This window comes from Blattabacterium cuenoti (assembly GCF_014252295.1).
Classification (GTDB): Bacteria; Bacteroidota; Bacteroidia; order Flavobacteriales; family Blattabacteriaceae; genus Blattabacterium; species Blattabacterium cuenoti_V.
This window is the reverse complement of the sequence record NZ_CP059215.1, coordinates 1-22,701: the sequence shown is the minus strand read 5'-3', so window position 1 is coordinate 22,701 and position 22,701 is coordinate 1. Positions and strand designations below refer to the sequence as shown.

Here is a 22,701-nt window from a genome sequence, read left to right as displayed (position 1 = left end):
ACATTATTTTTTTTTTAATTGATTTAAGCTTTCAATAATTATAGAACATCCTTTTTCTATTTCTTTATCTGTGATAGTCAATGGAGGAGATATACGTACAAAATGACTATGAAATAAAAAACGAAATAAAATCAATCCTTTATTAATACAATTCTGTAATAATTTTTCTACTGAATTTTCGTCTTTTAATTCAAAAGATAAAATCAGTCCTTTTCCATTTACACTTTTTATTTCATCATGAACTAAATTTTTTCTAAAAAGTTCTTCTTTAAGAAGAACTTTTCCCATTATATTAGAATTTACTAGTTGTTCTAAAGTAGCTAAAGAAGCAGAAGCCGCTACAGCATTCCCTCCAAAAGTAGTTAAATGTCCTAATGGAAAGGAATCACAAAAAGTTTTCATAATCTTTTCAGATGAAGTGAACCCACTAATAGGCATCCCTCCTCCCATTCCTTTCCCCATTATTAAAACATCAGGAACTATCCCATAATGTTCAAAAGCAAAAAGCTTTCCTGTCCTTCCAAATCCAGTTTGAACTTCGTCAAGTATCATTAAAGCCTTTTTTTTATAACATTCTTCTCTTACTTTTCTTAAAAAAGAATTATCAGGAAGCACAATTCCATTAGAACACTGAATAGTTTCTAAAACTACACAAGATGTTTTTTCTGATATTGAAGAAGTTATTTCTTCTACATTATTAAATTTTATAAATTTAACTAAAGGAATAAGAGGTCTAAAAGGTCTTTTATTTTTTTCATTTCCCATTATACTCATAGATCCGTGAGTACTACCATGATATGCCCATTTACAGGAAATAATTTCCTCCCTACCAGTATAACACTTAGCTAATTTCAAAGCACCTTCTACTGCTTCCGTTCCAGAATTCACCAAATAAGTACTGGTCAATGGACTAGGAGTATTTTCAGCTATCTTCTTGCAAAGATTTACACAAGGACTTTGTATAAATTCTCCATATACCATAGTATGTAGATATTTATCTACTTGTTTTTTTATGGATTCTCTTATCATTTTATTTCTATGTCCCAATACATTAACGGAAACCCCTGCTACAAAGTCTAAATATTTTAGACCATTTTTTCCATAAATATAGTTTCCATCAGCATAATCAACTACGATTTTCATAGGAGAAGGGTTAATTTGAGTTTGATATTGAAAAAAATCCTCTTCTAATTCTTTCATAAGAATTGAGTTATGTTTTTTATGATTTGTTTTATTTTTTCTTCTTCAAAAGAATTTTCTTTTTTATATTTTTCTATTGTTTTGTAAACAAAAAAGTTTTTATTTTTTTCTGGTTTTTCTTTCTCTCTCCAAGAGAATTTTGAAAGAAAAAGAAAATCATTTGGAGTTTTTTTAGATAAAGGGATTAATTCTGAATAAGATTCTTTTACACAAAAAATATTATTGATTTTTTTTTCTTTATCTAAATACAAAGATAACATTCCACAAGAAGATTTGTTAATTAATCTTTTTTCTTTCATTTCATTTTCAGAAAGAAAAATAATGCTCTTAATATTTCCTTGAATTAAAATTTTTTCTAAAGTATTTTCTTGATCAAAAAAACCAGAAATAATATCTCCTTGTACTTGATTAAATTCTTTTGAATTTATTTTCTCTATATAAAAAGCATTTTTTATAATTTTTATGGATTTCACAAAATATTCTTTTTTTTTCAAAAAATAGATATAAATAGACTCACCAGTTACTTGTTTGTTTTGAAACCAAAAAATAGGATTTCCATTAAATTGTATATAATCATGTGATGACTCATAATTCAAAACATTACATTTTCCTTGAATAGATTCATTCAAAAAGAAACTTTTAACAGAAAAAGCTTGAAGATAATATTCAGAATTTTTTTTTAAATTTATTTTTAAAATGTTTGAATTAATAAGAAAAGAATCTTTTTTTGAGACATTGACTATTTTTGGATTTTCTTTTAAAATTAAAGAATAATTGTTGAAATCAAACTCTCCATATCCGCTTATTAAGAAATATTTTTTTTTAAAATCTTCCAATAAAAAATTTTTAATAAATCCATATTTTTTTTTTTGATCAAGAAAAAAATATTTTCCTTTTATAATCTTTTCATTATAATGAATTCGAATATTTTTTTCGAATAAAAATGTTTTTTTTCGTATAAAAAATAACGATTTTTTAAAAAAGATAAAATTATCTGGTTTATCATTTTGTACTATAACAGCATAATGGTCAAAATTTATTTTTTTTTCTTTTAAAAAATATTCTAAAAAATTTGCATATACAGTATAATTATCACCAATTAATTTAATTCCATTTTTTAATTCTGCTTTCTCTTTATTAGGAAAAAAATAACCTTCTTTACTATGTATGATATAGGATTCATAATGAATTATACTATTTTTTTTATAAAAAATTTGATTTTTTATAAAATCATATTCTAACATGTTTGTGTTTAACTTCAATTTATTGAAAAGAAAAACAACATTGTTAACAGCTTGAAGAAATTTTTTTCTTAAATCATAATTAATTGTATCAGCTGTTAATTTTATATGTTTTATAAACAAAGAAACCTCTCCTGAAAATTTGAAATGAGAAAAATTATTTTTTATATCTATTTCTCGAGAAACTATTTTATTTTTTTCTAGTTTCAATTGAACATTTCCGTATCCATGTAATCTATTATTTTTTTTATGATAGATTGCTTGATCACAAAAAAGATGATATTTTTTATATTTAAAATAAACGTTTCCTACTAAAAAAATAGTATCATCGTTATTATTTTTTTGTATTAAATCAGCATGAACCAAATGTATATTTTCGGAATATATTTGATTCAAAAATGAAATAAAAAAAAAGAATAAAAAAGAATATTTCACAATGAAATCAACGTAAATAGTAAATATTTAATCTTTATATGCAATTAAAGATATTTCTACATTTGCGTTTTTTGGTAATCCAGAAACTTGGATAGTTTCTCTAGCTGGATAATTTCCTTTATGAAAGAAATCAGAATATATATCATTTATCTTGGATAAATGATTCATATTTTTCACGAAAATAGAAGTTTTAATAACATCTTGAAATCCTATTCCATTCTTTGAAAGAATAATTTTCAAATTTTCCATTATATTTCTTGTTTCAACTTCTATAAGATCGGAAATTAATTTTCCAGTTTTTGGATCTACTGCTATTTGTCCAGAAACAAATAAAAAATTACCTACAAGTACACATGTGTTGTATGGGCCATAAGATGGAATTTGTTCTATTGAAAATTTCTTGAGGATCATATTAATTTTAATTTAGTTTTTTTCATTATATTGTATGATATTTCTTAGGTATGGATCTTTTATACCAATGAAAAAATTCCAAGAAGGAGTTTCCAAAGGAACCCAGTTAAAACTCATTTCAAAGCTTCTTAAATCTCTATAAAAAATAATATTTGCTAATATTATTTTTTTTTTCAATAAATCATAATTTGTATTGATATTAATTTTCCAATATTTTGTAATATTCACAGATCCACTTATACTTAAAAAAGTTTTAAATGATTTTTCTTGATTGACATAATTTTCATAACTAGAATGATAATCAATATTAAAACTAAATGGGATAGGATAATTTGCATAATTATTTTTATCAAATAAAAAATAATCATAACGAATTTTTCCTCTCTTTTTATTATATCCGTTTTTTACGGATGCTAAATTAGTTTCATAACTACAAAAAAAAGAAAAATCAAAATACGTTGTTTTATTCATATTCTCATTTTTTTTTACGGAGTTTATACCCCCTTTATATTTCACTCCTAACCCTTCTATCCAATCTGTATATCCTTCAACATGAAAATTATCCCATTTCATAGAATTATTGTTAACTATAAATGAAGATCTAAAATTATTGATTATTTTTAGTTTTTTATCAAATACATTTTTTATTTTCAAATAAAAATCATTATTCAATATAAAATCCATTCTTTTCTCAGAATGATTTTTTTTATTATAAAAAGTATCAGGAAAATATCTGATATAAAAAGATAACACAGGTTCTATTTTATGACTCAAAAAAATGGAATTTCTTTTTATTCCTAAAATTTTATTGAAATAGAATGGAATAGATATTACATCTGTTGAAAAATCTATCTCTCGAAAGTTTAAAACGGAAAACTGATGAAATTCCCATGTATAAAATTCATCATAAAGAATCTTAGGTGAAATTTTCAAATAAGAATCGAAAAAAGAAAAATAAGTGGAAATACTCATTTTTTGATTAAATCCAGTGTTCAATGACACTTTTTTATATTTGTGAAAACAATCTACAAAATTATAAATCGATATTTTATTTTCTATGCTTAGAAAACGTAAAAAAAAGTTTTTTTTATTGCTAAATGGCATGTTTTTCATATGAAAAATAAATTCAGGAATTACAAATTTTGTTCCTACTTGATTATTGTTACTATTTTGCTGAAACATATAAGCATCCATGAATAATAAAAAATTAGAAAATTTCTTTCTTACACTCAAATATGAAAGAAATTCATTATCGCTTTTTTCTATATTATTATAATTAATTTTTGCATTGAAATTTGTATCGTAATCTGATTTATAATCTTGATTATGTTCCCATTGAAATTGATAATTCAATTTTTGTTTCGATATAAATTTGTAATTTATATCGAAAAATCCGTTATAAGAATGTTTCAATTTATATTCCATTCTTGTTTTAAATCTCCAATTATCAGAATTGTATATAGAACTTAATATTCTGAAATTTAGAAATTTAAAAATTGGAAAAAATAATCCTACATCTTCTAAATAAACCTTTTTGTTTTGAATTCCAATTTTTGGATATATTATTCCATATTTGTTTTCTTTTACAGGTAAATATAGAAAAGGTAAAAATATAGGCATTGGTACTTTATATAAATAAAAGAAAACGGGACCAGAAAAAATATATTTCTTAATATGATGATATTTTAAAAAATTTGTTTTTAAATAAAAATCTGGATCATTATCTTTGTTTTCTAAAAAAAAAGGATCTGATGTATATCTAATTTTTTTCATTAAACTCATATTTTGATCGTTTTTTTCAATACTATCTGCTGTGATCATGTAATTTATTCTTTTTATAAAAAAATCTTTCGCCTCTATTTTTTTACTTTTTAAATTAATATGAAGATTATTAAAATAGTATTTTTGATTTTTTTTTTGTAAAAAAGCACATTTTTCTTTCTGAATTGCGTATAAATCTCCATTTTTCCAATTGAATTCAATAAAATCTGCCTGAATTTTTATATCATCATATTTTATAGATGCATCTCCTTTTAGATAAGATTTTCCATCTTTTATATTATACTCCTGTATATCAGATTTGTACTTTATAATACTTTCAAATACAGAATTATTTTTTTTTTCAAAAAAATCTTTATTTTCTTTTTTTTCGTTGTTTGCATTCACAAAAATAGAATCAGAAAAAAAGAACATGATAACGAAAAAAATGAAAAAAAGAGACTTTTTTATACACACAAATTATTTTTTTTATGCTTGAAAAGAAACTCAATTTGATAATTTTCTGATATTTAGATTATCAGTGCATACTCCCAATATTTCTATAATTGTTAAATTAAATATAGGATGATTTTTATTCGGATTAATTTCACACATAGGTTCTAAAACAAATTTTCTCATGTGTAATAAAGGATGTGGAATAGACAAAATAGAACTAAATATAACCATATCATCATAAAATAAAATATCTATATCTATTTCTCTATTTTCGTATTTCTTTTTTCCTATGTCTGTATGTTTTTTTCTTCTTCCTACAAGAAATTCTATATTCGAAATATTTTCTAAAATATTAATAGGGGACTGAAAAGTTTTTACGTATAAAGCTCTATTATAAAAAAAAGATGAATTTTTCATTTTCCATGCTTCACTTTCAAAATATGAAGATTTCTTAATAATTTCTCCTATTTTTTGAGATATTAAAATTAAAGATTGATCTAAATATTCTTTACGATTTTCTTTATTACTACCTTGTAACAAAAAAACATGATGTTCTTTCAAAAGAAAAAATTTATTATAACATGTTTAATATACTGAAAAACTGTAATTTTTATTTAAATTAGGATAACATTTTCATAAAAAAAATATTAATGGGAGTAGTAGTAGATTTTATGAAGAACCTCTTTACTCAAGAGATAGCTATAGATTTAGGAACAGCAAATACACTTATTATGTACAACAATAAGGTTATAGTGGATTTACCTTCAATAATAGCTATAGATATAAGAACAAAAAAAGTATTAGCAGTAGGAGAGGAGGCGAAACAAATGCAAGGAAAAACACATGAGAATATTAAAATATATAAACCATTAAAAGATGGAGTCATTGCTGATTATCAAGTAGCTGAACTTATGATAAGAGAATTTATCAAAAAAATACCAGGAATAAATAGTAAATTTTTTACTCCATCATTAACAATGGTAATTTGTATTCCATCCGGTATAACGGAAGTAGAGAAAAGAGCTGTAAAAGATTCAGCTCAACACCTTAATGCAAAAGAAGTTTATCTTATTGAAGAACCTATGGCTGCAGCCATAGGTTCTGGAATTTCAGTTACAAAAGCAGAAGGAAACATGATTATTGATATAGGAGGAGGTACTACGGAATGTGGAGTTATAGCTTTAGGAGGAATAGTTTGTCAAAAATCTATAAAAATAGCTGGGGATGTTTTTACGAATGATATTGCTTATTTTCTTCGTACAAAATATAATTTATATATTGGAGAAAGGACTGCAGAAAAAATAAAGATAGATATAGGAGCAGTTATGGATTCTATTGAGAATCCTCCAGAGGATATTCATATACAAGGAAGAGATTTATCTACTGGAAAGCCAAAAGAAATGAATCTTTCTTATAAAGAAACCATTCCTGCTCTCGATAAATCAATTTTACGAATTGAGGATGCTGTAATGGAAACTCTTTCAAGAACTCCACCAGAACTTGCAGCGGATATTTATAAAACAGGAATATATATGGCTGGTGGGGGATCCCTTTTAAGAGGTTTAGATCAACGAATATCCAATAAAACTGGACTTCCTGTTTTTTTAGTAGACGATCCTTTAAGAGCTGTAGTAAAAGGAACAGGTGTAGCGTTAAAGAATATTAATAAATTTACATTTTTAATGAAATAGGATAGATAAATCTTATGCGTGAATTTTTTAATTTTATTTTGAAATGGCGTTTTTTTATTTTCTTTTTTTTACTAGAATGTTTTGCTATCTTTCTTTCTTTTTCAAATTCAAAACTTCATCAATATATTTATACTGGATCATCCAATTTTATGATTGGAAATATTTATGAAACTATTTATAAATTACGAAATTATTTTTTATTAGAAATTGAAAATAAAAGATTATTAAACGAAAATAGAAAATTGAGGAACGAACACATATTTTCTAAAATAGAAAAAATATCTGAAGATTTTAAAAAAGAAAATATTGATTATTTACAACAGTATACTTTTACTCCTGTGAAAATTATAAATAATAGTATTCATGAACAGGAAAATTATATAACTATAAATAAAGGAAATATTGATGGAATCAAACCTGATATGGGCATTATATTATCTGATGGAATTGCAGGAATTATTATAAAAACATCTTCACATTTTAGTATTGCTATTTCTCTTTTAAATCCAAAAATTAAAGTAAATGCTAGATTGAAAAAAAATAGATATTTTGGAACTTTAAGTTGGGATGGATTAGATCATGAATATGTTATTTTATATGATATTCCTAGACATTCCGAAATAAATAAAGGAGATATAGTAGAAACAGATGGAAAATCATCTACCTTTCCTGAAGGAATAGAAATTGGAAAGGTGGATTCTTATAGATTAGACGAAGAACATGCTAATTATATTATAAAGGTAAAATTGATGGCTAATTTTTCTACTATAGAAAATGCCTATGTTGTAAAAAATTTATTTAAAAAAGAGTGGAATAATATTCAATTTTATAAAGTTGAAAATAAATAATGGATTTTATCAAAAATTTTATTGTTTCTATTTTTTTTATTTCTCTTCTTTGTTTAATTCAAATATCAATATTAAATCCATTATTTTTAGGATACTATTCTTATATATATGTACTATTTATATTTGTATATCCATACAATAAGAATAAATTTTTATTCTTATTTTTCTCTTTTTTGATTGGATGGATTATAGATCATTGTATGAACTCTGGAGGAATCCACGCATTTTCTACTACTTTATCTGCTTTTTTAAGAATTCCTTTTCTAAAGTTTTTTGATGGAAAGAGTTTTATAAATCGAAATGATTTTTCTATTTATGAGTTACCTTTTTTTAGAACAACTCTTTATATATTTTCATTAATTTTCACGCATCATTTATCTTTATTGATATTAGAAATATTGAAAGAAACTACTTTTAGTCAAATTATTTTATTGAGAACAACATTCAGCAGTATTTTTACAACTATTTTATGTATTATATATTTTTTTTTCAAAAAAAATTAAACATTGAAAAAATTATATAAATTTTATATTTTATTAGGTTTCATAGGTTTGGTTTTTACAATTAGATTATTTTTTATACAGATATATACGGAAAAGTATATTTTGAATGCTTTTAATACTTCCATTAAACAAGAAATAATTATTCCTGAGAGAGGTTCTATTTTCGATAGAAATGATAATTTATTGGTTTTTAATCAATCTATTTATGAATTAATAGTTATTCCTATTCTTATAGATGAACATTTTAATATTATAGAATTTTGTAATCTTGTTGGAATTGAAAAAAAAACTTTTTCTAAAAATTTAGAAAAAGCAAAATCTTTTTCTAAATTTTTACCATCTGTTTTTCTTCCTTTTATTTCAAAAGAGAAGTTTGCTTTCATCCAAGAAAAGCTATATAAATACAAAGGATTCGATTGGACAAAACGATCTCTTAGAGATTATAAAGTGGAAAGTTCTGCTAATGTTTTTGGATATATAGGAGAAGTTACTCAAAAGAATATTCAAAAAGAATCTAATTATTATCAAATGGGAGACTTTATAGGATTATCTGGAGTTGAAAAATCTTATGAAAAAACACTAAGGGGTAAAAAAGGTGTAAAATATTGGTTAAAAGATAGAATAGGATGTATAATAGGAAATTATAATAATAAAAAAAATGATGTAAAAGCAGTTAGTGGAAGTGATATTTCCTTAACTCTAGATTGGAATTTACAAAAATATGCAGAACAACTTATGTATCAGAAAAAAGGAGGAATTGTTGCTATAAATCCTAAAAATGGAGAAATTTTATCATTAGTATCTAGTCCTATTAACAATCCTAATTTATTTGTAGGAATAAATCGTTCTAAAGAATTAAAAAAATTGATGAGAAATACCATAGATAATCCTTTATTTGATAGGACAACACAAGCTCGTTATCCTCCGGCTTCTCCATTCAAATTACTAACGGAATTAGCTGCTCTTCAAATGGGAGTTGTGGATACGAAAACAACTTTTATATGTTATAAAGGATTTAAATATGGAAAGAAAAGAATTCAATGCCATTCTGGAGTTCATGGATACCCTATAGGAGTAGAAACGGCTGTTGCTGTTTCTTGCAATAATTATTTTGCACAGGTTTATAAACGTGTTATTGAAAAATATCCTAAAAATTTAACAAAAGGAGTTAATGAATGGAGTGATATTGTAAAAAGTTTTGGATTCGGAAATTATTTATACAATGATTTGGCTACAGGAGAAAAAGGGATTATTCCTTCAGGCGATTATTATAATAAAAAATATGGAATTACAAAATGGAATGCCATTACTATTATTTCCAATAGTATAGGACAAGGAGAAATCAATGTAACTCCTATGCAGTTAGCAAATATGGTTTGTGCCATAGCAAATAAAGGTTTTTTTTATACACCACATATTGTAAAAAATATAAATCATCGTCCTATATGTGATCCAAACTATACTAAGGCTAAATATACTAAAGTAAAAAGTAAATATTTTGATTTAATTATTAATGGAATGGAAAAAGTTTTTATAATTGGGACAGGAAAGAATTTTAGATCATATGATATTAGAATGGCAGGAAAAACAGGAACAGCTCAAAATTTTCTTAAAATTAGTAATCGTAAAAAAACAATTGCTTTACCTGATCATTCTATTTTTATATTATTTGCTCCTGTGGAGGATCCTAAAATTGCTATTTCCGTTGTTATAGAAAATGGAGGGTTTGGATCTCGTTGGGCAGGTCCTATTGCTACTCTTATCGCAGAAAAGTATATAAATAATAATGTATATAGAAAAAATTTGGAAAAAAAAGTTATGACTTCAGGATTGCAAAAAGTGTATAATACTATAGCAAAAATGAAAAGATTAAATAGTTTTTATAGAAAAAATTCTTTTGATAAAAAGAAATAAAATATTATTAAGAAACATAGACTGGGGAATAGTGACAATTTATATTTTCATAATTTTTTTTGGATATATAAATTTGTATTCAGTTTCTTCTGAAAAAGCAGACAAACAAGTAGTATGGATTTTATTAAGTTTTTTTTTCATATTTTTTGTTTTCTTATTTAGACCTGTTCACTATAAATATTTTACACCTTTTTTCTTTTTGATTACGTTACTTCTTTTGATTGGAGTATTTTTTTTTGGAAAGAATGTAAATGGATCAAAATCCTGGTATGTTTTTGGCCCTATTAGTTTTCAGCCTTCTGAATTATCTAAGATATCTACATCTTTAATGATAGCATATTTAATGAGTCAATATAATAATAAGATGTTATTTTATTCGTGTGTTATATTTATATTGCCGGCTACTTTAATTTTTTTTCAACCAGATCCAGGTTCTTCTATAGTTTTTTTCTCTTTTCTTTTAACTTTATATAGAGAAGGATTATCTATTTATTTCATACTTTATTTTTTATTTTCTATTGTTTTATTTGTTCTTTCCTTAAATATACCTCCGTGGATAATAGTTTTATTTTTATTTATATTTTTTATTTTTTTCTTGAAAAAAAAGAGAAAAAATATATCATTCGTTGATTTATTTTTTTACATATTTTTATTTTTTATTTTTTCTTCTATTTCTATTTTTTCTTCATTTCTCTCTCAAAAATTTTTGAAAAAACATCATAGGGATAGAATTAATATTCTATTTCAAAATGAATTTGACAAAAAATATAGAGAGAATGTAGGATATAACTTATTATACTCGAAAACAGCTATTGGTTCTGGAAGATTTTTTGGAAAAGGATATCAAAAAGGAACTGTTACAAAAGGTAAATTTGTTCCTGAACAACATACTGATTATATTTTTTGTACTGTAGGAGAAGAATGGGGGTTTATAGGAAGTATTATTTTTATTGCATTTTATTTATTCTTTATTAGTCGTATATATTTCTTGTCTGAAAGACAAAAAGATGTTTTTGGAAGAGTTTTTGGTTATTCAGTTGGAAATATTATTCTAACTCATTTTGTCATCAATTTAGGTATGGTAATGGGTATTTTCCCTACAATAGGAATTGTTTTACCTTTTTTCAGTTATGGAGGGTCTTCTCTTTGGTCTTTTACTATTTTATTATTTATATTTGTCAGAATGGATGCATCAGATCAGACTAACTTTATATAAATAAGGGGCTGATTTTGGATTTGACAGCAAGGTTAGTTATAAAAATAAGCATACCGTGTTACGTAAAGTCTTACACGTAAATCAAGCTTTACAAAAAAAATAAATGGCGAACAACAATACGCTTTTGCTGCTTAATGTTTTAATGTTATAGCTTAATCTGCGAAAATAATGCAGAAGCAAAATATCTCTCAGAAATTGTTCCTTATAATTTCTGATATAGAGGTACAAAATTTCTTTAAGGATAAGAAAACAGATGATTCTTAAGTTTTCTGAAAAACATTTTTGAATCTTAGTTTTTATTTTAGATCCAAAACTTGAATAAATACGGAAAACTTACTTTTTGGATAAGTATGTAGAAAATCTTTATACTACTTGTTTGGACGCGGGTTCAAATCCCGCCAGCTCCATCCCTTTTCAAAAATTTTATGTAATATAAAAAGGATTCAATTTTTTTTATACAGCATTCTTTCAGGAATTCTATTGAGTTTAGGATGGCCTACTAATGGTAATCCTATCTATTTATTTATTGCTTTTATTCCATTGTTGTATGTAGAAAATTCCTTGAGGAATTTTTATATTTTTTTTCTCTCTTTTATTACTTTTTTAATATGGAATGCTACTTCTACATGGTGGTTATCTTATTCAAAAAGAATAAACGGTTCTTTTGCAGTAGAAGCATATTTAGCTCCTGTATTACTAAATTCTTTTTTTATGTCAATTGTTTTTACTTTTTTTTCATGGATAAAAAAATATGTAAAAAGTAAAAAGATAGGATACGCATTTTTAGTTTGTTTATGGATTTTGTTTGAAAAAATTCATTTGGAATGGGAATTATCTTGGCCATGGTTAAACCTAGGAAATGGCTTTTCTAATCATATAAAATGGATCCAATGGTATGAATATACTGGAACTTTAGGAGGATCTGTATGGATATGGATAGTTAATATAGGATTAACAGAATCAATTCTTAAATATGAAAAAAACAGAAATATTTCTTCTTTATATTTAAAAATTGTATTCAATATAGGTAAAATTTTTTTAATGATTTTTATATCTAATTTAATATATATTAAATATGAAGAAAAAAAATATGGAAAATTTGTAGATACATTAATTTTACAACCAAATATCGATCCATATTATCAAAAATATCATATTTCAAAAAAAAACCTAATTTTGAAATTGAAAAAATTAATGAATCAAAAAATATCTACAAAATCTATGATGATTTTATCTCCTGAAACTACATTTCATGGAAATGGAAATAAAATTTCAATAAAAAATATAAAAAATAATAAAATTGTTTCTGTATTTAGAAATTATTTAATAAATAAATATCCAAATGCAGTATTTATAACTGGCGTAGAATTATTTTCTTTGCATAAAGAAAAAAAAAGCAAAACATCTGTTCCTATTTTCATAGGAAAATCAAAAAATATACAATGGATAGATACTTTTAATTCAGTTATTCAAATAGGAATAAAAGAAAATGACAATATAGAATATCATCATAAATCAAAATTAGTTCCAGCAGTAGAAATTTTTCCTTATAAAAAAATTTTTGGTCCTATATTAGGCAATACATTACTCAATTTTGGAGGAACCGTAATAGAGCTTGGTAAAGAAAATTATCCTTCAATTTTTCATCATCCTCATTTAAAAGTGAAAATAGCGCCTATTATTTGTTATGAATCTGTGTTCGGAGAATATGTTTCTAATTTTTTTAAGAAAAAAAATGCAGAATTAATGATTATCATTACTAATGATGGATGGTGGGGAAACTCAGATGGTCATAAACAACATATGCATTATGCACGTATAAGAGCTATTGAGAATAGAAAATATATAGCTAGATCTGCTAATACAGGAATTTCTTGTTTTATCAATGATAAAGGAGAAATAATATCACATATTCCTTATGGAAAGGAAGGAATACTCTATAATAGAATATACGTAAACAACAAAAAAACGTTTTATATAAAACATGGAGATTTTATTTATAAAATAAGTTTATCAGTAATAATAATAATTCTATTCTATTTATTTTACATTTCTATATTCTGATAAGCTTTTCCTATGTTATTAATAATATCGCTAGAAATAATTGATTCTTCGCTTGATTTTTTTAAAGCAATATCTCCTGCTAATCCATGCAAATAAACACCCATTATACATGATTCCTTAGGAGAATATCCTTGAGATAATAAACTCATTATCATTCCAGTTAAAACATCTCCACTTCCTGCTGTTGCCATTCCTGGATTTCCCGTACTATTAAAATATAGTTCTCCATAGGGAGTAGAAATAATTGAATGAGCACCTTTTAATACAATAAAAATTTTATATACTGCGGACATTTCTTTTAAAAGATCCAATTTTTGGTAATCATTTTTCCAGTATCCAAATAATTTATTAAACTCTTTTGGATGTGGAGTAATAATAGTATTCTTTGGAAGAGTATTCAATAATTCTAATCTATTTGATAATATGTTTAAAGCATCTGCATCTATTACCATAGGTAGATTTTTATGCTTTTTTTTTAATAGAAAAGATGCTAAAGCATGTTCTGTTTTATAATTTTCTCCCATACCCATACCTATTCCTATGGCATTTATACCAATATTGATTGGTATAATAATATCACTTATCCAATCTTTTTTTTGATCTGTTTTTACAATTACTTCTGAAATAGAATTCTGAATAATTTCATATCCACAATAAGGAACATATACACTTAGTTTACCTATTCCTGTTCTTAAACTAGCTTTTGCGGAAAGTACAATAGATCCTATCATTCCATAATTTCCTCCTATAAGAATTCCATGCCCATAATTTCCTTTATGGGAAAATTTTTTCCTCCTTTTTTTTTTGTATATAGAATAAATGCACTGATTATCTATAAAAAAATTTTTAGTGTGAATTTTTTGAAAAAAATCATTTTTACATCCAATATCCAATATGTTCCATTTTCCAACATAATTTTCGTAATTTGGTAAAAGAAAAGGTAGTTTTGGAGTTTGAAAAGTTAGAGTATGAGTTGCTTTAATTATTCCTGTAAAATCTTCATGACTTTTTTCCATAAAAAGACCAGAAGGTATATCTATAGATAATACATATTGAAATTTTTTTTCATTTATATAATGAAAAAAAGATTTCCAGTATTGACTTATAAGACGATTAAATCCTATACCAAAAATAGCATCGATTAAATAACTATTATTATCCAACAGTGGAAATTTTTCTCCTTCAAGAAGGATTTTCAAAGGAATCCCATCTTTTAATAATTTATCTTTACAAATTAAAAATTCAGTTGAAAAATGATTGGAAATATTCACTATATATATGGAAACTTTTGCACCGTATAAATATAACATTTTAGCTAAAAGAAGTCCATCTCCTCCATTATTCCCGTTTCCTGACAATACTATAAATGGAATTTTGTTAATTTGAAAACATTTCTTGTTGATAATCCAATTAAAACAGCTTTTAGCTGCTCTTTCCATTAGATTAATAGAAGAAATTGATTCGTAATCAATACAATATTGATCAAATTTTCTGATTTGATTTAAAGAAAGAATTTTCATTTTTTAAAATGAATTTATTATTTTTGGTTTGATTTTGTAAATTTTTTATTTTTAGATTGAAAAATCTGATTAGTATCTGCAAATATAAAACGATTAATTTATATGCCAGAGTATAATTTGATCCTTCCAGCCATGGGTGAAAGTGTAGCAGAGGCTTCGATCATTCGTTGGTTAAAAGAAGAGGGTGATTTTGTGAAAAAAGAAGATATTTTGGTAGAAATTGCTACAGATAAAGTAGACTCTGAAATTTCTTCTCCGGTCAATGGTATATTAAAAAAGAAATTATTTTATCCTAATGAGGTAGCTAAGATAGGAAGTTCGATAGCGATTTTAGAAACGGTAGAAAAATTAAAAAAATTTTCCACAATAGAAGGTAAAACTACAAAAGAAAATAAAAATCGTTTTTATTCTCCTCTTGTTCGTACTATTGCTCATAAAGAAGGTATTAGTTTCTATGAATTAGAAACAATAGAAGGGACTGGAGAAAAAGGTCGCGTTACTAAAAAAGATATATTAAAATATATTCAAAAAAATAAAATTCTTCTTTCTAAAGAAAGGAATAATATATTTTTTTCGTGTAAAACATGGAACAAAAAAAAGGATTTAATGAGAGATAATGAAGAGGTTGTAGAAATGGATAGAATGCGTAGAATCATTGCAGAAAATATGATGAATAGCAAAAATATATCTGCTCACGTTACTTCTTTTGTTGAAGCAGATGTCACAAATGTTGTAAAATGGAGAGAAAAAATAAAAGATTCCTTTCAAAAAAATACAGGAGAAAAATTAACACTAATGTCTGTTTTTGTAGAATGTGTAGTAAAAGCTATTAAAGATCTTCCTATGATTAATATTTCCGTTGATGGGAACAATATTATCAAAAAGAGAAATATTCATATAGGATTAGCGACAGCTTTACCTAATGGTAATTTAATTGTTCCTGTTATAAAAAACGCAGATTCTTATAGTTTAGGGGGATTAATTAAAATTATTAATGATTTGATAAAAAGAGCTAAATCTAATCAATTGAAACCTGAAGAAACTCAAGGAGGAACATATACAATTAGTAATATTGGTAGTTTTGGAAATGTTTTTGGAACTCCAATTATACATCAACCGCAGGTTGCTATTATGGCTATAGGTTTAATTCAAAAAAAATTATCAATTATAGAAACACCAGAAGGAGATTTAATAGGAATTAGACACAAAATTTATTTATCACATTCTTATGATCATCGTGTGATCGATGGAGTCTTAGGAGGAGGATTTGCTAAAAAAGTTGCTTTATATTTGGAAAAGTTTAATTGTTATACAAAAATATAAAAATTTAAAAGGAAATATGAAAATAAATTTCGATGTACTTATTGAAATTCCAAAAGGAAGTAGAAATAAATATGAATTTGATAAAAAAAATAATCTTATTCGGTTAGATAGAGTTTTATACTCTCCTATGAGTTATCCGACCGATTATGGTTTTATACCAAAAACACTTTCTATGGATGGAGATCCATTAGATGCGTTGGTTTTCTTGACAGAACCTACGGTTCCAGGATGCTTAATAAAAGTAAAACCTATTGGTATTTTTTTTATGGTAGATGAAAAAGGAGAAGACGAAAAAATTATTTGTGTTCCTATTAATGATCCTAATTATAATACATTAAATAGTATTCATGAAATTTCTATACATTCTAAAAAAGAAATAGAACATTTTTTTTCAGTGTATAAAGATTTAGAAAATAAAAAAGTCCAAATAGGAAATTGGAAAAATAAAGAAGAGGCAATTTTTGTGTACAAACAGTCTTGTTCACGATATACCAATAATTTAACGAAAATGTAATTCTTTCAGTTGTTTTTTTTCCAAAGTAGATGGAGCTTTTATCATCAAATCTTTTCCATAATTATTTTTTGGAAAAGCAATAAAATTCTTGATATCATCTCCCCCCTCTATCATATTAATTAATCTATCTAATCCTAAAGCTATTCCACCATGAGGAGGAGTACCATATTCAAGAGCTTTTATAAAAAATCCAAATTTAGATTCTATCTCTTTTTCAGAAAGTCCTAAATATTTAAAAATCAAATTTTGTATGTTTTTATTATGTATACGTATTGACCCACTTCCAATTTCTGTCCCATTTATAATCAGATCGTAAGATTTAGATCGAATATTCTCCGGATTTTTTTCTAAAAAATGAATATCTTCTTCTTTAGGACTTGTAAATGGATGATGCATTGATTTATATTTTTTAGATTCTTTATTCCATTTTAAAAGAGGTAAATCTATAACCCATAGAGGGTTGAAAACGTTTGGATTTTTTAAATTGAGATAATCAGCTATTTCCAAACGAATTTTTCCTAGTTGTTTTCTAGATTTTTTCTTCTTTCCATAAGAAATGAATAATAAATCACCAGGTACAGCTTTAAAATATTTAATAAAAATTTTGATCATTTTTTTATTCATAAAATATGAATTAGAAGAAAATGAAGTTTCATCGTATGAGTATTGTATCCAAAAAATATTTTTATTTTTTATCTTTTTTTTCAAATAATTCATTTTATCATGATAATTATGACATTTCGGAATTTTTATTCCTATTACTAATTCTTGTTCTTTTAAGAAAGAAATATTTTCTTTTTGAACTAAATTATTTAATTCTACAAATAACATATCAAAACGGGTATCAGGACTATCTGTTCCGTACATTTTCATTGCATTAGAATAAGAGATGCAAGGAAAAGGTTTCAATTGAATATTTTTTATCTTTTTAAAGAGATGTTTTATAAAACTTTCAAAAAAAATTAATACATCATTTACATCTACAAAAGCCATTTCACAATCTATTTGTGAAAACTCAATTTGTCTATTAGAACGAGCATCTTCATCTCTAAAACATTTTGTAATTTGAAAATATTTATCTATCCCACCTATCATTAATAATTGTTTAAATAGCTGTGGAGATTGTGCTAATGCATAAAATTTTCCCATGTGTATTCTAGATGGAACGACGAAGCTTCTAGCACCTTCTGGTGTATGATTTATTAATATGGGAGTCTCTACTTCTAGAAATCCATTTTTAGAAAGGAAATTACGTGTTTCTAAAGAAATATTATGACGAGAAATCAAATTTTTTTTTATAGGATTTCTTCTTATATCAAGATATCTATAAATCATTCTAATTTCTTCATTTCCATCTGTTTTATTTTCGATAGTAAAAGGAGTAATAGGAGAAGAATTCAATATTTCTATCTCTTTCACTAAAATTTCTATTTCTCCTGTAGGAATAATTGAGTTTACAGATGATCTTTCAACTACTTTTCCTTTAATCTTAATTAAAAATTCTTTTCCTAAAAGAAAATTTTTATCTATTAATTTTTTTTTAGAAAAAATAAGTTGAGTCACTCCAAAATAATCTCTAATATCAATAAAACATAGAGATCCTAAATTTCTCTTTTTTTGAATCCATCCAGATAATATAACTTCTTTTCCAACATCTTTTTTACACAATTCTCCACAATTATGTGTTCTATACATTATTTATTTAACTTTTTTTCTGTAGACAATTCCTCATAAACTTCTACAATATCTCCTGATCTTATATTGTGATAATTTTTCATTCCTAAACCACATTCATATCCTTTAGTTACTTCTTTCACGTCTTCCTTAAAACGTTTTAGAGAATTAAATTCTCCATTATGTATAACAATACCTTCTCGAATTAATCTCACTTTTGCGTGACGTAATAATTTTCCTTCTATAACCATACACCCAGCTATAGTTCCTATTTTTGGAATTTTAAAAATTTCTCTAATTTCAGCATTTCCTAATATTTTTTCTCTTATTTCCGGAGAAAGCATACCATCCATAGCTTCTTGAATGTCATTAGTGACATCATATATGATTGAATAAGTTCGTATTTCTATATTTTCTTTTTTTGCTATGGTTTTAGAACCAATATTAGGTCTTACATTAAATCCTATTATAATTGCGTCTGAAGCGCTTGCTAATAATACATCAGATTCTGTTATTTGTCCAATTCCTTTATAAATAATATTAACCATGATAGTATTCGTAGATAATTTCTGAAGTGAATCGGCAATAGCCTCTACTGAACCATCGACATCACCTTTAAGAATTATTTTCAATTCTTTAAAATCTCCTAAAGCAATACGTCTTCCTATTTCATCTAATGTAAGATGCTTTTGAGCTCGTATATTTTGTTCTCTTTGTAATTGCTCTCTTCTAGAAGCAAGTTGTTTTGCTTCTTTTTCATCTTGAAAAACTTTAAATTTATCTCCAGCAGTAGGAGCTCCGTTTAATCCTAATATAGTAATAGGTTTGGATGGTCCTGCAAAATGTATGGATTTACCTCTTTCATCCAAAATATTTTTTACTTTTCCATGATGACTTCCTGCAAGAACATAATCTCCAACTTTTAATGTTCCTCCCTGTAAAAGTAAAGTTGTAACATAACCTCTTCCTTTATCTAAAGAAGCCTCAATTACTGTTCCTATTGCAGGTTTATTGGGATTAGCCTTTAAATCTAGTAATTCAGCTACTAAAAGGACTTTTTTTAACAATTTATCTATTCCTGTCCCTAATTTAGCTGATATTTCTTGAGAAGGATATTTCCCCCCCCATTCTTCTACTAAAAAATTTAAATTTGCTAATTGTTCTCTAATTTTATCAGAATTCGCATTAGATTTATCCATTTTATTAAATACAAAGACAATGGGGACATTCGCTGCTTGGGCATGACTGATAGCTTCTTTAGTTTGTGGCATTACTTGATCATCAGCTGCAATAACTATGATAGCAATATCTGTTATTTGAGCACCTCTCGCACGCATAGCGGTAAATGCCTCATGACCTGGAGTATCTAAAAATGTAATGCTTTTATTTTCATGACATTCAACACTATATGCAGCTATATGTTGAGTAATTCCACCAGCTTCCCCAGCAATTACGTTAGTATTTCTAACATAATCTAATAAAGATGTTTTTCCATGATCCACGTGTCCCATAACAGTTATAATAGGAGACCTTGGTTTTAAATTTTCTTCTAAGTCTTTATCATCTTGAATAGCTTCTTCTAAATCTAATCCCACAAATTCTACATTGTACCCAAATTCATCTGCTACTAAAGTTAGTATTTCCGCATCTAATCTTTGATTCATAGTAACCATTATTCCCAAAGACATACAAGATACAATAACATCAGTTGCATTCACTTCCATCATAGATGCTAATTCGTTAACCGTTGTAAATTCAGCTACTTTTAATATTTTTTCTTGTTTTTCATTCTCTCTTTCATTTTTTAAAAGTTTTTTTTCTTTTTTGTGTTGACGTTTCTCTTTTCTAATTTTTGACGATTTTGATTTTATTCCTTTAGACGATAACTTTTCCAAAGTTTCTTTAATTTGTTTTTCTATTTGTTCGTCAGAAATTCCTGATTTTTGAGAATTTTTTTTATTTTTATGTTTATCTCTTCTTTTTTCAGAAGAATGTTTAAAAAAAAGTTTTTTTTCTTTATCCTGTTTTTTTCTAACAATATTTTTTATATCATCAATAAAAATTTCTTTTTTAATTCTTTTTCGTTTTTTTTTGATTTCTTGTTTTATTTTTTTTTTCTCAAATTGAGATAAATCAATTCTATCTCCTGTTAACATGACTCCATCTAATTTTTGATAGATAGTATCGATGTGTTCAGGTTTGTTGTCCTTAAATTTATTTTCTACTTTCTTTTTCTTATGCAAATTATTTTTTTTTTCTTCTGTAACGTCATATTTTTTTTTATCAATATTTGTTTTTCCTATTTTCTCTATTTTTTTAAATTCAATTAAATTTTCCGATTGTATACTTACAATTTTATTTTGAGTATCTTGCAAAGAATTAATATTTTTTGATTTTAATAATTCTTCTTTTATTTTTTCTTTTTCAATCCTCTTTTGTAAAAATATTTTTTCAGATTTATCTCGTATTTCTTTACAATTTTGAAATTCTTGCACAATAAATTTGTATACCTGATCTTTTATTTTTGCATTAGGATTATGTTCTATTTCAATTCCCTTTTTTTGTAAAAAACTTACTACTCTTTGTAAAGAAATGTTGAATTGAGTTAATATTGTTTTTAATCTGATTTTATCAGCCATATTTAAATTTAAAATGTGTACAGAGTAAAAAATAAAAATTTTATGTATTAATATTTAATTCTTCCTCAAACTCTTTTTTCAATATAGAAACTACTTTATTTATTATTTCTTCTTCAAGATTGGTTCGTTTTCCTAAATCATTTTTTCTATAATTTAGAACAGATTTTGCAGTGTTTAAACCTACTTTATGAAATTTTTCTAAAACTTCTGCTTCTATTTCATCAGAAAATTCTGTTAATTCCACATCATCTTCATAAGGAAAATCTCTAAATATATGGATTTTGTATCCAGTTAATTGACTTGCTAATCTTATATTTTGTCCCCCTTTTCCTATTGCTTTTGATATTTCTTCAAGATTTACATATACGTTTACATATTTATGTTCTTCATTTACTTCCATCATAGAAATTTTAGCAGGACTTAGGGATCTTGTAATATATAATTGTGTATTAGAAGTATAATTTATAACATCTATATTTTCATTCTTCAGCTCTCTAACAATAGGATGAATTCTAGAACCTTTCATTCCTACACAAGCCCCTACTGGATCTATACGATCGTCATAAGATTCTACAGCAACTTTAGCTTTTTCACCTGGAATACGTGCTACTTTTTTAACTGTAATTAAACCATCAGATACTTCTGGTATTTCTAACTTGAAAAGTTCTTCCAAAAAAGATTCATCTTTTCTAGTAAGAATAGCAAAAGGTTTGTTGTCTTTCCAATCTACTCGTTTAACCAATGCTCTTACTGGATCTCCTTTCCTAAAAAAATCACTTGGTATTTGTTCTTGTTTGGGTAAAACCATTTCATTTTGTTCTTCATCTCTCATAATAATTTGTTTAGATAAAATATGATAAACTTCAACATTAATAATTTCTCCTATTTTATTTTTGAATTTTTTATAAGTATTTGTATTATCATATTCATTGATTTTTGAAAGTAAATTTTGTCTTAGAGATAAAATAGATCTCCGTCCTAAAGATTGCAATTCTACTTTTTCTGTGACTTCTTCTCCTATTTCAAAATCAGGTTCTATTTTACGTGCTGTAGATAGTTCAATTTCTTTGTTTATATCTTTAACTTTTCCATCTTCCACTACTATGCGATTCCTCCATATTTCTAAATCTCCTTGGTCTGGATTCACAATAATATCGTAATTTTTAGATGAATCGTATTTTTTTCTTAAAACACATCGAATCGATTCTTCTAATATAGCCATTAGACTTACTCTATCTATATTTTTTTCATATTTAAAATCTGAAAAAGAATCTATTAAAGCTTCATTATCCAT

Annotated in this window: 17 protein-coding genes and 1 other RNA gene; 9 read left to right on the top strand and 9 right to left on the bottom strand. The window is 25.3% G+C overall.

Translation table 11 applies throughout. The annotated features are described in order from the left end of the window. Positions 1 to 3: 3 nt before the first annotated feature. The 5 genes from H0H40_RS00090 to folK form a co-directional block, all read right to left on the bottom strand. Positions 4 to 1,200 carry an aspartate aminotransferase family protein gene (locus H0H40_RS00090; protein ID WP_185869051.1) on the bottom strand — a complete coding sequence of 399 codons (1,197 nt, stop codon included), beginning with the start codon at positions 1,198 to 1,200 and terminating at the stop codon, positions 4 to 6. After that, positions 1,197 to 2,837, bottom strand: a complete 1,641-nt coding sequence (locus tag H0H40_RS00085) for an OstA-like protein (RefSeq protein WP_238785685.1) — start codon at positions 2,835 to 2,837, stop codon at positions 1,197 to 1,199. Before H0H40_RS00085 ends, H0H40_RS00090 begins: the two co-directional genes overlap by 4 nt. A 66-nt stretch (positions 2,838 to 2,903) precedes the next feature. Next, a complete protein-coding gene (locus tag H0H40_RS00080) occupies positions 2,904 to 3,287 on the bottom strand; it encodes a Rid family detoxifying hydrolase (protein WP_185869049.1) in 384 nt (127 codons plus the stop codon). Between the two features lie 12 nt (positions 3,288 to 3,299). Further along, on the bottom strand, positions 3,300 to 5,480 hold the full coding sequence (locus H0H40_RS00075) for a putative LPS assembly protein LptD (protein ID WP_185869048.1): 2,181 nt from the start codon (positions 5,478 to 5,480) through the stop codon (positions 3,300 to 3,302). A gap of 72 nt (positions 5,481 to 5,552) precedes the next feature. Next, positions 5,553 to 6,062, bottom strand: coding sequence for a 2-amino-4-hydroxy-6-hydroxymethyldihydropteridine diphosphokinase (gene folK, locus H0H40_RS00070; protein WP_185869047.1), 510 nt, complete (start codon positions 6,060 to 6,062; stop codon positions 5,553 to 5,555). A gap of 89 nt (positions 6,063 to 6,151) precedes the next feature. Between folK and H0H40_RS00065 the strand changes: the two genes are divergently transcribed. The 7 genes from H0H40_RS00065 to lnt all read left to right on the top strand — a co-directional run bounded on the left by H0H40_RS00065 (position 6,152) and on the right by lnt (position 13,737). Next, on the top strand, positions 6,152 to 7,192 hold the full coding sequence (locus H0H40_RS00065) for a rod shape-determining protein (protein ID WP_185869046.1): 1,041 nt from the start codon (positions 6,152 to 6,154) through the stop codon (positions 7,190 to 7,192). A gap of 14 nt (positions 7,193 to 7,206) precedes the next feature. Next, positions 7,207 to 8,040 carry a rod shape-determining protein MreC gene (gene mreC, locus H0H40_RS00060; protein ID WP_185869045.1) on the top strand — a complete coding sequence of 278 codons (834 nt, stop codon included), beginning with the start codon at positions 7,207 to 7,209 and terminating at the stop codon, positions 8,038 to 8,040. Beyond that, a complete protein-coding gene (locus H0H40_RS00055; RefSeq protein WP_185869044.1) occupies positions 8,040 to 8,543 on the top strand; it encodes a hypothetical protein in 504 nt (167 codons plus the stop codon). The genes mreC and H0H40_RS00055 overlap by 1 nt, the downstream gene beginning before the upstream one ends. Before the next feature lie 3 nt (positions 8,544 to 8,546). Continuing rightward, positions 8,547 to 10,457, top strand: a complete 1,911-nt coding sequence (gene mrdA / locus H0H40_RS00050) for a penicillin-binding protein 2 (RefSeq protein WP_185869042.1) — start codon at positions 8,547 to 8,549, stop codon at positions 10,455 to 10,457. Next, the gene (rodA, locus tag H0H40_RS00045; RefSeq protein WP_185869041.1) at positions 10,441 to 11,673 is read left to right on the top strand and encodes a rod shape-determining protein RodA; all 1,233 of its coding nucleotides are present in this window, start codon (positions 10,441 to 10,443) and stop codon (positions 11,671 to 11,673) included. The genes mrdA and rodA overlap by 17 nt, the downstream gene beginning before the upstream one ends. 4 nt (positions 11,674 to 11,677) lie before the next feature. After that, positions 11,678 to 12,083: a transfer-messenger RNA gene (ssrA, locus tag H0H40_RS00040) on the top strand. 70 nt (positions 12,084 to 12,153) lie between these two features. Beyond that, positions 12,154 to 13,737, top strand: coding sequence for an apolipoprotein N-acyltransferase (lnt, locus tag H0H40_RS00035; protein WP_238785684.1), 1,584 nt, complete (start codon positions 12,154 to 12,156; stop codon positions 13,735 to 13,737). Here lnt and H0H40_RS00030 read toward each other — a convergent pair. After that, positions 13,719 to 15,257 (bottom strand): NAD(P)H-hydrate dehydratase, encoded by a 1,539-nt coding sequence (locus H0H40_RS00030; RefSeq protein ID WP_185869040.1) that lies wholly within the window; start codon positions 15,255 to 15,257, stop codon positions 13,719 to 13,721. The genes lnt and H0H40_RS00030 overlap by 19 nt on opposite strands. Before the next feature lie 102 nt (positions 15,258 to 15,359). Here H0H40_RS00030 and H0H40_RS00025 point away from each other — a divergent pair, with 102 nt between their 5' ends. Beyond that, the gene (locus tag H0H40_RS00025) at positions 15,360 to 16,580 is read left to right on the top strand and encodes a dihydrolipoamide acetyltransferase family protein (RefSeq protein WP_185869039.1); all 1,221 of its coding nucleotides are present in this window, start codon (positions 15,360 to 15,362) and stop codon (positions 16,578 to 16,580) included. Between the two features lie 16 nt (positions 16,581 to 16,596). After that, positions 16,597 to 17,094 (top strand): inorganic diphosphatase, encoded by a 498-nt coding sequence (locus H0H40_RS00020; protein WP_317167207.1) that lies wholly within the window; start codon positions 16,597 to 16,599, stop codon positions 17,092 to 17,094. On the opposite strand, the gene aspS is transcribed toward H0H40_RS00020, so the two are convergent. From aspS to nusA, 3 genes are read right to left on the bottom strand one after another with little or no spacing between them, the layout of a single operon-like run. Continuing rightward, on the bottom strand, positions 17,080 to 18,789 hold the full coding sequence (gene aspS, locus H0H40_RS00015; protein ID WP_185869038.1) for an aspartate--tRNA ligase: 1,710 nt from the start codon (positions 18,787 to 18,789) through the stop codon (positions 17,080 to 17,082). The two genes, H0H40_RS00020 and aspS, sit on opposite strands and share 15 nt — an antisense overlap. Continuing rightward, a complete protein-coding gene (infB, locus tag H0H40_RS00010; RefSeq protein WP_185869037.1) occupies positions 18,789 to 21,407 on the bottom strand; it encodes a translation initiation factor IF-2 in 2,619 nt (872 codons plus the stop codon). Before infB ends, aspS begins: the two co-directional genes overlap by 1 nt. A 40-nt stretch (positions 21,408 to 21,447) precedes the next feature. Then, positions 21,448 to 22,701: a transcription termination factor NusA gene (gene nusA, locus H0H40_RS00005; RefSeq protein ID WP_185869036.1), complete on the bottom strand. Its 1,254-nt coding sequence runs from the start codon at positions 22,699 to 22,701 to the stop codon at positions 21,448 to 21,450.